This window comes from Lentilactobacillus dabitei, from assembly GCF_019061365.1.
GTDB classification, from domain to species: Bacteria; Bacillota; Bacilli; order Lactobacillales; family Lactobacillaceae; genus Lentilactobacillus; species Lentilactobacillus dabitei.
The window spans coordinates 1-14,219 of the sequence record NZ_JAHPPD010000072.1; the positions used below are offsets into that span (position 1 = coordinate 1).

Here is a 14,219-nt window from a genome sequence, read left to right on the forward strand (position 1 = left end):
TGTATCTAAGCAAATTGTGGTCGTGACACCGTGAGGTGTTATTCTCACAAGCTCCTGAATTTATTCAGGAGTGGTTGACTCCCCTGGATGGAGCGGAGTATCTGGAGCTTCAATTGCGTTAATAAGCGAAGCGACTGGCTCAATCGGCGCTCTGATCCCAGAATTTGAATATAAAGCCGCTGCGGCAATTTAATGAAAAGGATCAACTATTCCAAGATCACAGGAATAGTTGGTCCTTTTTATCGAATGGCTTCGCTTCAGCTTCCAAACGCGTTTTCAGCCATTTTTATTTAAATACATATGAATCAAGATATAAATGACGCTGATTCATGAGCTTTTCTGTCATTGGTTTCTCTAGGGTAACGATAATAAGCGGAACCATTACCGCAATCGTGACCTTGGTCAAGACGTCTTCAACGCCGGCGCGACCCAGGATGTCTAATAAGAAGTTGTGCATATACATAATGATCATGGTGTGTTTGCCGATCAGCGACAGGAACCAATTGATTGGCAAATAGGTGGTCAAATGGGAAATCCCCATCACCGCAAACGAGAAGATCAGTGGGATCGTTGTCATCATCAAGACTTTTGGCTCGGATGATTGAATCAAGTGAGACTTCATTGAAAATTCAAAGCTGAAATTTTGATTCAAGTAGAACCAAATGAGCGCACCCGCAGATATGACCAGCCCTGCAATCGGGAGTGGCTTTTCAATCCATTTCCAATTTGTGTGGAAAAATAGATACCCAATATAGGTGAAGAAAGCCGCAATGAGGACAATATCTGCATTCCAAGGCATCGTTTTGTAATTATATAAGGTTAACCAATCAATCTTGTCATAGCAGGTTGCCAGAAAGACACCGGCCCCAACTATTGCCAGCTGAATCACTCGTGATTTGGTGATTGAGATGAGCAGGGTAACGGCAGTAATCGAGAGCAGATAAACGTTCACAAACCAGAACGTGCTGGTGTATAGATTCAGCGTTCGGCCACCCACAATCAACCGCGACAAATGGTTAACCAAATATTGCCAGTCTTTATTATAAAGGATGCTGTACGCCAAAATTAAAACGATTCCAGCACTAAAGTAGATTGTCAGATCCCGATAGATCCGTTTGTTGAAAAACTTCTTCCAAACAGTGAGTTTATGAATATCAATTGGTTTGAGGAAGAAGCCACCAATAATGAAGAATAACGGCATGTGCCACCAATAGATAATGTTAGTTGTATTTCCGCTTGCCAAGGCGTGGCCGAGAACAACGGCGATAATTCCGTAAGCTTTGGCAATGTCGATCCATTCAATTCTCTTCTTAACCATAATAATTCCGCGATCACCTTCCGTATAAGATTTGGACAGTTTCAATGTTCAACTCTATTTTTACTATAGTAATCTTAAACCAGGCTTAAGCGGAAGAAATGTGCCTGCTGAAATGGGTCGCAAAGTGGTTAAGAATGGGAATGAAAGGTCAGCAACTAAAAAATCCCCACACACCAAATAGGCATGCGGAGAAAAGTTTATTGATAAATGAGGTTATTCACCGAAACCTCTTGGTCCATGGAAACCACCACGATGGCCGCCAAATGGGCCGCGATGGGGACCACCAAAGCCATGGTGATGATGTGGGAATCCATGAGGGCCTTCTTCTCTGTCGGGAAGCTTACCTTCTAATGATGTGTTGAGTTTGTCGAAAAGTTGACTTAACTCGTTCACCTCATCATCAGATAATCCCTCAAAGATGGTATCAAGCATTTTGTCGGCAGATTCATCATCGTTTTCGATGATCTTTTTGCCTTCATCGGTGATTGAAACCTTAGTGACACGTTTATCATCTTCGTCGGTGGTGCGGGTGATCAAGCCGCGGTCTTCCAACTTGGATAATAACTCAGTAAGTGAAGAAGGACGGATGTCCAAAATTTCAGCTAATTGAGATTGGATGAGGGTGCCTTCTTTGGCAAGAACGCCCAATGCCCGACGTTGGCCGTGCATATGGTATGGACGGTCCTGCATCTGGGCCAAGCGCTGAGTGCGATGGATAAAGCCGAAGATTTTTCTTAGAAGTTCTGCGTTTGTTTTTGTCATAGATATTCTCCTTAAAAAAAGTGAGCGGATCCAGGCGGTTTGCAACCGGAGCGTAAGTCTCCTTTGGCGGGAATCCCTGATTCTGGGATTTTCGCCAAAGGTGCTTACGCTCCGGTTGCTGCCTGGAGGAGCTGTCCTAACAAGTATATTTAGGTACCTAACAACTGAAAGTATACGCGGATTTTTTTAGAAGGCAAGCAAAGTGATTCGGAACCTAAATGCTTTAAGAGATCCCACCCATCTTTGACGGCATTAGTTCATAATCATACATCAAAGCTGAATATAAAAGCGCAAAAGTTTGTAAAACAGCGGGCATCCTCTTACAATGAAAGCGATACCAAGCAAATACACAAAGTCGTGATAAAAGGCGGTGGTCTTGAGATTAGCAGTGGTCGGGTGCCGAGGCTTTATGTAAAAGTGGCCTTCGATTAACAATATTCATAATGCATATTTTAGGACAGCTCCTCCAAGCAGGAATCTGCATGTAAACACCTCAGAGAAAATTCCCAAATCCGTGATTTCTCTCTGAGGAGACTTACAATCCGATCCCTAACCGCTTGGATCCGCTCACGTTTTTTTCCTTGGGGAGGGATAAACATGAAAGCAAGGCATTTAAGTACTTTCTTTATTTTCTTCTTCGGTGCTTTAGGTGGCCTCTTATTTGGATTTGATACAGGTATTATTTCTGGCGCCTCACCATTAATTGAAAGTAATTTTAACTTGGGAACTGAGCAAACCGGCTTTATCGTTTCTTCAGTGCTGATTGGATCATCGATCGGTGCGTTATCGATTGGATCGCTATCAGACCGCTTTGGTCGGAAACGACTCCTTGTGCTGGCATCCATTCTGTTTCTAATTGGGTCGAGTTTATCGATGTTTGCTCAAGGCTTTGTTTCAATGGTGATTGCCAGAATTATTTTAGGCTTTGCCGTTGGATCAGCTTCCGCACTCACGCCGGCGTACCTCGCAGAGTTAGCCGATGCCCCTCATCGTGGATCATTAGGAACAATGTTTCAATTAATGATTACCCTGGGCATTTTGCTGGCATACGTCTCTAACTTAACCTTTTTGCACCACAATTTGCTTGGATTACGTGATTGGCGATGGATGCTTGGATCAGCTTTGATTCCTGCACTGTTACTGTTTATCGGTTCAATGATTTTACCAGAATCACCACGTTACTTGGTTGAAAAGGGACGCGTTGATGAGGCGCGTGATGTGCTTCATGAACTTCGTGCCAAAACAAATCAGGATCCAGACAAAGAGCTGTCCGACATTCAAATGGTTGCCAACCAGCCTAAAGGTGGGTTGAAGGAACTATTTACCTTTGCTCGGCCAGCTGTGATTGTGGCGATCTGTTTGATGTTACTGCAGCAATTAGTCGGCATTAATTCCGTCATTTACTTCTTACCACAAGTCTTTATCAAGGGATTTGGTTTTCCTGAAAGCAATGCGATCTGGATTTCCGTCGGGATTGGGATTGTCAATTTTGTCTGCACGATCTTGGCATACAACATCATGGATAAATTTAATCGGAGAACGATCCTGCTATTTGGCTCAATTGTCATGGCCACTTCAATTGGAATCTTGTCGGTCTTGAACTTCACGTTGAACGTTGCCGATGCTGCGGTTCCAACCATGATTTTGATTGGCATTTATATCTTCGGATTTGCCGTTTCATGGGGGCCAATTTGTTGGTTGATGATCGGTGAAATCTTCCCCTTAAATGTTCGAGGAGTCGGTAACTCCATCGGTTCAGCTGCCAACTGGATTGGGAACTTTATCGTTTCTCAATTCTTCTTGGAATTACTTCATGTCTTTAATAACAATGTTGGTGGACCCTTTGCCGTCTTTACTTTCTTTGCAATCGTTTCAATCTTCTTTGTTATCTACATGGTCCCAGAAACTCGAGGCAAGAGTCTTGAGGAAATTGAAATGGAAATGCGTCAAAAAGCTGCTTTGAAGGCCGCTGCTAAGAACGCGCCGAAAGTAAATTAAGATTGAACTTAATTCATATATGAAGGGGTTCGGATATCAACTCACTCTCGACTATTTAGCAAACAAAGACAAGCATCCCGAAAATCTGGAATGCTTGTCTTTGTTTGCTAAATTCTGGTATAAAAATCCCGATTTCTTACGATCTACTCTGGATCCACACATAACCGCTTAACGGCTTCAGCGTAAATATCCATCGCTTTAAACATACTCTTTAATTCCCAATTTTCATTGACTTGATGCATGAAGTCTGGCACACCCGGCAACATCGCACCGAATGCGACACATTGGTTCATGGTTCGGGCATAAGTGGCACCACCAGAAATCTTTGGTTGGGTGTCATCGCCAGTCAAGTCTTTGTAAACTGACATCAAGGTTTTGACCAGTTCACTGTCAGTCGGAACGTACAATGGTGCCAAATAGTCGAATGCCTCGTAGTGCAGGTCAAATGGTGCAACGGCTTTCTTTAACTTTTCGATCAGCTCGTCTCGATCAACTGTCACTGGGATTCGCATATCAATTTGCATGCGGGTCTCATCTTTGTCGATCTTGAGGCTTGAAATGTTGCAGGTTAAATGACCGGACTGATTGTCTTCAACGTCACCCAAGAGATTAGTAGCGGTTGCATCTTCTTTGAAAAGTTTGCCGATAAAATCAAGTGGCTGACTTGGGAAAATATCGTCTAACGCCATTGCTAACCGCAGGACGGCGTTGGTTCCCTGAGGTGCGTTCATCGCGTGGACGGATTTGCCAATCACCGTGATGCCATCCGTCCCGTGATCTTCATACTTAAAACCATGATTGTCCAATGCTTGCTTCACCTGATCAAGTTTGGGTCCGTTATACGGAGCTTTGGCAGGGACAGCGTTAAAAGCATTCTCCAGGTCAATGTTGAGATCAGCCATCCCAGGGCCAACCAAATATGCCTGCTCCAAACCTTTTTCTGCGTAAGTCACCGGGAACTCTGAATCTGGGGCGATCCCAAAATCAATCGGCGATTCTTTCTTGTTATAAACGGCAATTCCTCGCCAGAGAGTTTCTTCATCAGTTCCAAAAATAAATCGAATGCGGCAATTGAATTGGTAACCATGATCGATCAAAGCTTTCACGGCAAACATGGCTGCCATTGATGGCCCCTTATCGTCTTGAGTACCACGTCCATAAATGTACCCATCCTTGACCGTTGCGGTGAAGGGATCACTGTCCCAGTCGTTAGGGTCACCAGCAGGGACGACATCAACGTGGCCGATAATGCCAAAGATTTTATCACCGGTGCCAACTTCGGCATAACCATAGTTGCCCTCAGGATCTTTATAAGTCTTGAATCCATTTTCTTTGGCGATCGTGAGAATCTCTGTGAGGGCATCATCAATCCCTTTACCAAATGGGGTGGTTGCCGTTTTAGTCGATTCATCATTGACGGAAGGCTTGCTAACGAGACGCTTGAGTGCTTCGACGGCTTCATTTTGCTGAGTTTCTGTTACGATTTTGGTCATTGTGGAATTCCTCCTTTGATTGATACTGATTGACTGCTTGTTATTTCATTATAACTGATGGATATGAAAACGCATTCTTATTTTGTTAAAGCGATCATATGACAGATAACGACTTCCTTTCAAATCGACTCAATGGATTTTAAAAGGAAGCCGCTATAATGACGTTTTATTGATTACAGGATGGCCATGATGCCTAAGAATACGGCTGTTGCCAAGAACAGGTAAATCATTAACTTAAACATGAATTTCCACCAGGTAGTAATGTTGACGTGCGCAATGGTTAAGGCCCCCATAACCACACCGGATGTTGGGGTAATCAAGTTAACCCAACCTGATGCACTTTGATAGGCGGTCACAACCAAGCTTGGGTCAACTCCTGCAAATTTACCCATAGGACCGATAATCCCCATTGTGGCGGCTGCCAGTCCTGAAGTTGATGGGATCAGGAATGACATTGGAATATAGAAAACGTAGGCCAAAATGATGAAGACAACGGAGCCTAAGTTTGATAATCCCATTTCGCCCCAGTGAAGGACGGTTGCGGTAATGCTCCCATCGTTCATGATAACTTGGATTCCACGAGCAACCGCAACAACGATTGCAACGCCCATGAAATCACTCATGCCGCTTAAGAATGATTCAACGAAAGTGGACTCTTTCATTTCAAAGACAAACATCACGATTACAGCCATCAAGAAGAAGAGGGTTGTAATTTCCGTGAAGTACCATGAGCCAAACGGTACTAAATTGGATCCGATGAGGCTGCCCAGGACTGGAATGTCTTGAGCCCATTTGGTGAAGCTAACGAAGAATGTCCATTTTTCGTTAATTTGATCCCATGGAATTAAGCCCATGATCATGATGACGAAGGTAAGACCAAACATCCAGAGAACGGCTTTTTGACGGCCGGTCATCTTGGTGCCAGGCTTGTCTTCATGGTTCAAAGCAAATCGTTTAAGATCTTCTTCTCGTTGTTCATATACAAGTGAACGGGATGGATCTTTCTCAATCTTAGATGCATAACGGTAGACAAACCAAATACTGATGGCTACGACGATGACAAAAAGCACGGCCCGAGATAAAATTCCGTCACCCGGCGAGATGTTTAACGTCTGTGAAGCAACCCCCGTGGCAAACGGGTTAACGGTTGAGGCCAAACAACCAACCTGTGAGCCGACCAAGACGATCGCAACGGCAACCAATGAGTCAAAGCCAACCCCAATCATTACGGGGATAAGCAATGGATAGAAGGCAATGGTTTCTTCAGCCATCCCGTAAGTGGATCCGCCGAGGGCAAACAGAATCATCAGTAAGGGAATTAAGACTTTTTCCTTGCCTTTATATTTCGACACGATACTGGCAATCCCATCGTCAAGGGCGCGGGTCTGATTAACGACGCCCAAGAAGCCACCAATGACCAGAATGAATAGCGAAATTGAAATTGCGCCTTCAGTTGTGTCGTTTCCAATCATCCCATAGATTGGCGCAGAGAATACGTCCCAAATTCCTTGAGGGTTAGAAGCAACGGCTTTGTAAGTGTGGGCAATAATATTGCCTGCCTTATCAGTTGAATACTGACCCGCTGGAATAATCCAAGTTAAAATTGCAACGAAGATAATGATCAGGAATAAGATCGTATACGCGGAAGGCATTTTGAATTTCTTTTTCGGAGTTGTTTGTTGATTTTGCATGATGTTCACTTCCTTTTCTTTTTCTGAGTAAATTTTACAAAATATCTATAAATTTTCCGTGAACAATTATAGAAGAATTATATTAATGTTCACAATTAAGAAAAATATAAACATCTTGCTTACCCATAGTATAAATAAATCATCATGATAATGAAAATGAAAACACTTATGAATTGATAAAAAATTAGTTAACTAAGGTTAACATTCCCCGACAAAACAACACTTTTGTCAATGAAGCCCGAAAAGAGATAATCAAAAAGCCCATCAACCGAGAGTCGAAGAATCGGTTGATGGGTCAAGTTTATATATTCACAATCATTGAATCCAGCTTATCCATCCAGATCGTTAAAGAAGCTCAATAATTCCTCCTTGGTCAAATTATCTTTTTGATCACCGGCAATATCATAAGTGATTTTACCGTGGTCCAGCACAATTAACCGATTGCCGTATTTGAGGGCATCATCTAAATGGTGGGTAATCATCAAACATGTGAGGTGGTTACGGGTAATTTGATCATTGGTTGCCTGCATGAGCTCTTGAGAAGTTTGGGGATCCAAGGCTGCTGTATGTTCATCGAGCAACAAAATTTCCGGGCGCTTGATTGTCGCCATTAAGAAACTGAGCGCTTGGCGTTGGCCGCCGGATAATTTGCCGGTGGCGGTGTTCAAGCGATCTTCAAGGCCGTTATTCATAACTGAGGTAATGTCTTTGAATTTGGCCATGTGAGTTTTGAGATGCCGGGCACCTAACCCCCGGCGTTGACCACGTTTTTCTGAGAGTAGTAGGTTCTCGGCAACCGTCATTCTGGGGGCGGTTCCCATCTTTGGATCTTGGAAGACCCGACTCAAGAAACGGGTGCGTCGTTCAACTGACATGCTGGTGATGTCTTTGCCATGAAGGAGAATCTGGCCGGTTGTAACGGGAATATTGCCACCAATGACGTTAAAGAGCGTTGATTTACCGGCCCCGTTTGAGCCAAGAATGGTGATGAAATCTCCGGGATAAATCGCTAAATTGACGTGATCCATGATGTTGATTTGCTCGGGGGTGCCGTGATTGACGGTTACCACAATATCATTGAGTTCAAAAATTGGCTCAGTCATGTTTGGTCATCCCCTTTGCTAAAGTATGGCGAATCCGGAAGCGATTTTCGAGAACTGGCAGCATCATGAAGATTGCCAGGACAATGGCAGAAATGAGGTTTAAATCGTTGGCGTTGAACCCAAGCTTTAAGACCAGTAAGATAACGAAACGGTACAAGATACTGCCGATTGTAACGGCAATCAGGCGTTGGTTCATTGTTAGGTCACCAAAGACGACCTCCCCAATGATGATGGAAGCCAAGGCAACCACGATGACGCCGATTCCCATATTAACGTCCGCAAAGCCATTGTTTTGGGCGACCAATGCACCGCCAAGGCCAATTAGGCCATTGGAAACGCCCAAACCCATGATTTGCATCGCATCCGTGCTGATGCCGAGCGAACGCGCCATATTGGGGTTATCACCAGTTGCGATGAAGGCTTGACCCAGATTAGTCTGCAAAAAGTAGATAATAACTGCCGTTACGATGACAACCACGATGATCCCAAGCACGACACTGTCAAAGTAGGGCGGCAGTGACTGAAGAAAGGGGGTCTTTAGCATAGTTGGCTTGTCGAATAATGATAAATTAGCCCGACCCATGATTCTCAAATTAACGGAGTAAGCGGCGGTCATGACCAAAATTCCAGCTAATAAAACAGGAATTTTTCCTTTGGTATACAACAGGCCAGTGACCAAGCCGGCTAACATCCCTGCTAAAAACGCGATGAGCGTGGCGACCAGCGGGGATGCCCCAGAATAAATGGCAGCAACACAGGCCGCAGCGCCCATTGGAAAGGTGCCTTCAACCGTCATGTCGGGGAAATCCAAAATTCTAAATGTTAAAAATAGGCCGATGCCAACGATCCCCCAAGTGAGGCCTTGGCCGATGGCTGAAACGATAATGCTCATTTGATGAGTTCTCCTTTTTGTTGGGCTTCCTTCATTAAACTAGCAGGAATTTTAATGCCCAGTTTGTTTGCTTGTTTTTCATTGATAATCAATTTTCCATGACGGAAGAATTTGATTGGCGTACTTGCTGGCTTCTTTTTACCTTTAAGAATCTGGGCGCTCATTTTACCAGTGGCGACGCCGAGTTGATATTGATCAATCCCATAGGTTGCCACGCCACCTTGTTTAACCATAGTGTCTACAGCAGGGAACACTGGTACCTTGGCATTGTTAGCAGCACCAACTAATGTCTGCATAGCACCAGCAATTGTATTGTCGGTTGGGACGTAGATAGCGTCAACGGAGCGGACAGCTTGTTGGGCAACTTGGGTTAAATCATTGGTGTTGGCAATAGAATAGGCCTTTAATGGGATGCTTTCTTGCTTGCACAATTTAACGAACATCTTGTATTGAGCAACGGCTGAATCATCACTTGAGGTGTAGATAATCCCGAGTGTCTTCATCTTTGGCATTAATTGCTTGATTAAGCCTAGCTGTTCTTTTAGTGGTGCCTGATCAGATACCCCGGTGATATTGCCACCAGGCTTGTTATTGTTCTTGACTAAGCTGGCACCCTTAGGATCAGTGATTGCCCCCAGAATGACGGGCTTTTTGTTAATTGTGTTGGCCAAGGCTTGGGCGGAAGGAGTGGCAATCCCAATAGAAAGGTCAGCATCCTCGTTGGCAAATTTAGAACTCATGGTCTTTAAGTTACTTTGATCATTTTGAGCATTTTGAAAATCAATTTTGATGTTTTTACCAGGCTTGTAGCCCTCTTCTTCAAGCCCATGAAGGATGCCCTTGTGGATGGCGTCCAAAGCGGGATGAGACATTAACTGTAAAATGCCGACTGTTGGTTTTGCTTGCGGCTTTTGTTTTTGCTTACCTTGGAAGAAAGCAATCCCTAAAATAACAACTAAGATTAAAACGGCACCTGATATTAAATATTTTTTCTTCATAATAGCAATCTCCTCAATATAAAATAAATTAGTTGCAAATTATCAATGCGAACAAAAAACGAGCATTCCGGTCCGACCGAAATACTCGTAGTGAAGTCGGTCTGCCGGAATCATCTGGCCAGACCATTTCTTTTGGAAGAGATTGCCGGCACAGATGCGTTCATGATCGCATGCTTAAGATCAAGTCGCATCTGTCCCAGACGATGTGACTTGTTACCGGCTTTGCCAACTGCGATTAACAAGTGAACACATAGCAATCTTTCCTTTCGTTAATGAATACATATAATTCTAAATGATTGGGGGAGGTTCGTCAACATGTGAGGTTGGAATATATAATGAAAATGAATGTATTATTTAACACTCTGGTAACCTGATCATGATATCTATTATGGAAAGAGGGGTTACATACATGAAAAGAATCGTTAAACTTATCGGTGTGATGCTGGGCTTCGCTGCTCTGGGAATTGCTTTTAATATAAGCTGCGCACGGTAGTTATCAGGTTAAGGTCCTTAAGACTTATTCAAGCAATTCACCGGCAAATCCGTATCACGCCAATCTAAAATCCAAAGCTTACATTTGGGCAAGCAAACGGTATCCCTCTGATAAGCAAAAGGACTTTCAAAAACGGCTCTATAAAGTTTCTAAATTAAAGGGCATCACGCTCTTTATCCAAAAGAAGGCCAGTGTTTATCATCAACACAAGCGGGCCACGTATTACTACGTTGCAGATAGAGGTAACGATTATCAGGGCTGGGTTCGTCCCAGTGCCTTGATCAAAGGCTTCAGTCCTTACGGCTACCAGATTGTCAAAGAGAAGTGGGGTAACCAAACGGCAACATTTCACGCCAAGAATCCTAGCCAGAATGTCTATGTTTGGAATTGGCGGCACACCAAAAAACAAGCTAATTTAAAGAATTATCCTGCTGCCAACCTATATCGTAAGGCAACATTTACGATGCTTCATCATAAGAAGCATCGTAACTATTATTATGTCAGAATGCAGGCAGATGGGAATTCCGCAAAGAATGTCTATGGTTACGTTGCCGCTTCTCAGGTTGAAGCTGGCCATAATACGAATTATAAGCAGATCGAATATACCCAGATTGACCAATTTACCGACAGCACCGACTATCAAAACTATATTCAAAATGGCAAGTAGCAAAAACTTGCCAGGGCGATTGTTAACTTGTTTCCTAACAGTCCGGTTGATTTAGGCTTATCCAGGATTGCTGCTCACGATTATGATACGTTTGAAAGTACGCCCGATGGCGATCCAACTCCCATCAGCAAGACGAGTTACACGGATATCCAATCATTTTCCAACATTCAAAAATGGCTGTATGCCCATGAAATGGCCTCTAACGCGACTAAATTAACTGGGATTAAGAAGTTACTGGATAAAGAAGGATATCCCGCAAGTAAACGGGATTCGCTGTCTGGATATAAACTGGGGAATCAGATCGTTAACAATATTAAAGGTTATGGTTCTGAAAATGACACCCCCACTCGTTGGAATGGCTATGTATTTATTTTGGGTCGTGTTGATAATTAAATAGTTGTAATAATTGGGACGAAAGCCACTCTAGTCCAATAGTTTAGGGGAAAAACGCAATGTATTCAGAAATAACCGAATGCACTGCGTTTTTTTCTTAAATTCTAGAATTAGTTGATACTTTTAACAAAATAGCCAAAAAGGATTGTATTTTCTGCCAAAACGATTATTATCTGTACTTAATGCTAAGAAAATTAGGAGGTTGCATTCCAATGAATAACAGGTTAAATCGAGTTACGCTCGCTGGTATGCTTGTTACTTTGGGGATTGTTTATGGTGATATTGGGACATCACCATTGTATGTAATGAATGCCATTATTGGGGATGCAGGCACGATGGGGCAAACATCAAAGGAATATATTATCGGTTCAATTTCACTGATTTTTTGGACTTTGATGATCATCACGACCCTTAAGTATGTTTTGATTGCAATGCAGGCAGATAACAATCACGAAGGTGGGATCTTCGCGCTTTATGCGTTGGTTCGTAGACACGCCAAATGGTTGATCTTTCCGGCGTTGATTGGGGGAGCTGCCTTGCTTGCTGACGGGACGTTGACGCCTGCTGTTACTGTAACCTCAGCAATTGAAGGATTAAAGAATCAGCACTTGGGACCAATTCAATTTAGTAATTCGCAGACGGATGTTTTGCTGATCACTTCGACGATTATTTTAATTTTGTTTATCATCCAAAGGTTTGGAACTGGCACAATTGGCAGGTCGTTTGGACCGGTGATGATGGTTTGGTTCACTTTTTTAGCGGTTTCTGGAATCATGAATCTATCCGGTTATCCTGAAATCATCAAAGCGTTGTCACCTTACTACGCCATTGATATTTTGTTTAGCCCAGCCAATAAAGTTGGTATCTTTATTTTAGGCAGTGTCTTCCTGGCAACGACTGGTGCGGAAGCCCTTTATTCAGATATGGGGCACGTGGGTAAAAAAAACATTTATGTCACTTGGCCACTAGTCTATGCATCACTCTTCTTGAACTATCTTGGCCAAGGGGCCTGGGTGATTAATCATGCCCAAGATGCGGCCTATCGTAACTTAGGAACGGTCAACCCGTTTTATGAAATGCTGCCGAATTCTTGGCGACTGTTTGGCATCATTATTGCGACCCTGGCAGCGATTATCGCCTCACAAGCCTTGATAACAGGATCATACACATTGGCGGATGAAGCGATTGGATTAAAATTTTTACCAAGATTAATTGTTAAGCATCCCAGTAATATCAAGAACCAAATCTACATTTCGCAAATCAACTGGATCTTATGTGTGATCACGCTGGGAGTCGTTTGGTATTTCCAAACTTCGCAGCACATGGAGGCAGCTTATGGGCTTGCCATCACGGTCACAATGCTGATGACGACGGTCCTGCTCTCAGAATTTTTATCAACCAAATTGAAGCGGCCGGTTGCTATCACCATCAGTCTATTTTTTGGCTTGATTGAGGCTGTATTTTTGGGCGCGAGTCTGGTTAAATTCATTCATGGTGGTTATATCACGCTGCTGATTATGTTGATGATTCTGTATATTATGTGGGTTTGGTACTTCGGCAATAAGCGACGGGAACATTACGAGCGCGAAAGTGAGTACGTTTCTTTGCTGGATTATCGAGATCAGCTGGAAGAACTTACTAAGGATGGAAGTGTGCCGCTGTATACCACTAACTTGGTTTATATGACCAAGATTAAGGGAAATTATCAGATTAAGCGGGATGCGATGTATTCAATCCTTGATAAAGATCCCAAACGGGCAAAAGTTTACTGGTTTGTGACTGTTAATGAGACCAATGTGCCGTTTGAAAGTACGTATACGGTTGATATGTTGGAGACCAAAAATATCATTAACGTTCAGCTTTATCTCGGGTTTAGAAAGTCGCAAAGCGTGAGTGTCTATCTTCACCAGATCGTTGATAACTTGGTCGAGCAAGGCGTACTTGAACCCCAAGTACCAAAGTACACGACCATGAAGGGTCGCAAAGTCGGTGGCTTCAAGTTTGTCATTGTCAACGAGCAGCCTGCCGATTTGGTGGTAAGTGATGAAATTAGTCCGCTGGATAAACGCTTAATTGCAGGTAGAATCTATCTCCAAAATGTGACGGCCTCACCAATTTCCTGGTATGGCCTGGAGTTTAGCGATGTGGTTGAAGAATCCTCACCGTTGTTTATTGTTTTACACAAAGATGACTATCTCGTTCAAAGAAAAATTTATCATTCAGTAGATGAATAAAGTAATGATGGCTTGGACCAGGTCAGCAGTTTGGTCCAAATTAGAAGATCAAAAAGAAGCTGGCGACAAAACAGATGATGTTTTGCTCCCAGCTTCTTTTGGGTCTAAACTTTCTGGTATTGATGGAAATCATCAATGCCAGTTTTTTTATCCAGAATAAATGGGACATCACTGTCC

Annotated in this window: 11 protein-coding genes; 4 read left to right on the forward strand and 7 right to left on the reverse strand. The window is 43.2% G+C overall.

Annotated features, from left to right (window positions below; genetic code table 11):
- Positions 1-286: 286 nt before the first annotated feature.
- Both KTE19_RS10450 and KTE19_RS10455 read right to left on the reverse strand, forming a co-directional pair.
- Entirely contained in the window at positions 287-1,318 is a 1,032-nt protein-coding gene (locus KTE19_RS10450; RefSeq protein ID WP_217164987.1) for an acyltransferase family protein, read from the reverse strand.
- Between the two features lie 213 nt (positions 1,319-1,531).
- A complete protein-coding gene (locus tag KTE19_RS10455; RefSeq protein WP_217164984.1) occupies positions 1,532-2,080 on the reverse strand; it encodes a MarR family winged helix-turn-helix transcriptional regulator in 549 nt (182 codons plus the stop codon).
- A 597-nt stretch (positions 2,081-2,677) separates the two neighbouring features.
- On the opposite strand from KTE19_RS10455, the gene KTE19_RS10460 reads away from it, so the two are divergent.
- Positions 2,678-4,078 carry a sugar porter family MFS transporter gene (locus KTE19_RS10460; RefSeq protein WP_217164982.1) on the forward strand — a complete coding sequence of 467 codons (1,401 nt, stop codon included), beginning with the start codon at positions 2,678-2,680 and terminating at the stop codon, positions 4,076-4,078.
- A gap of 143 nt (positions 4,079-4,221) precedes the next feature.
- On the opposite strand, the gene KTE19_RS10465 is transcribed toward KTE19_RS10460, so the two are convergent.
- The 5 genes from KTE19_RS10465 to trpX all read right to left on the reverse strand — a co-directional run bounded on the left by KTE19_RS10465 (position 4,222) and on the right by trpX (position 10,255).
- Positions 4,222-5,571: a M20 family metallopeptidase gene (locus KTE19_RS10465; RefSeq protein WP_217342245.1), complete on the reverse strand. Its 1,350-nt coding sequence runs from the start codon at positions 5,569-5,571 to the stop codon at positions 4,222-4,224.
- 173 nt (positions 5,572-5,744) lie between these two features.
- Positions 5,745-7,262 carry a YfcC family protein gene (locus KTE19_RS10470; protein ID WP_217342246.1) on the reverse strand — a complete coding sequence of 506 codons (1,518 nt, stop codon included), beginning with the start codon at positions 7,260-7,262 and terminating at the stop codon, positions 5,745-5,747.
- A gap of 329 nt (positions 7,263-7,591) precedes the next feature.
- Complete coding sequence (locus tag KTE19_RS10475) at positions 7,592-8,365, reverse strand: ABC transporter ATP-binding protein (protein WP_217342247.1); 774 nt, start codon at positions 8,363-8,365, stop codon at positions 7,592-7,594.
- Complete coding sequence (locus KTE19_RS10480) at positions 8,358-9,257, reverse strand: ABC transporter permease (protein ID WP_217164979.1); 900 nt, start codon at positions 9,255-9,257, stop codon at positions 8,358-8,360. The genes KTE19_RS10475 and KTE19_RS10480 overlap by 8 nt, the downstream gene beginning before the upstream one ends.
- Positions 9,254-10,255, reverse strand: coding sequence for a tryptophan ABC transporter substrate-binding protein (gene trpX / locus KTE19_RS10485; RefSeq protein WP_217342248.1), 1,002 nt, complete (start codon positions 10,253-10,255; stop codon positions 9,254-9,256). The genes KTE19_RS10480 and trpX overlap by 4 nt, the downstream gene beginning before the upstream one ends.
- A 770-nt stretch (positions 10,256-11,025) precedes the next feature.
- On the opposite strand from trpX, the gene KTE19_RS14010 reads away from it, so the two are divergent.
- The 3 genes from KTE19_RS14010 (at position 11,026) to KTE19_RS10495 (ending at position 14,042) form a co-directional block, all read left to right on the forward strand.
- A complete protein-coding gene (locus tag KTE19_RS14010; RefSeq protein ID WP_249778515.1) occupies positions 11,026-11,415 on the forward strand; it encodes a hypothetical protein in 390 nt (129 codons plus the stop codon).
- Between the two features lie 27 nt (positions 11,416-11,442).
- A complete protein-coding gene (locus KTE19_RS14015) occupies positions 11,443-11,808 on the forward strand; it encodes a hypothetical protein (RefSeq protein ID WP_249778514.1) in 366 nt (121 codons plus the stop codon).
- 212 nt (positions 11,809-12,020) lie between these two features.
- Positions 12,021-14,042 carry a KUP/HAK/KT family potassium transporter gene (locus KTE19_RS10495; RefSeq protein ID WP_217342249.1) on the forward strand — a complete coding sequence of 674 codons (2,022 nt, stop codon included), beginning with the start codon at positions 12,021-12,023 and terminating at the stop codon, positions 14,040-14,042.
- The last annotated feature ends 177 nt before the right edge of the window (positions 14,043-14,219 follow it).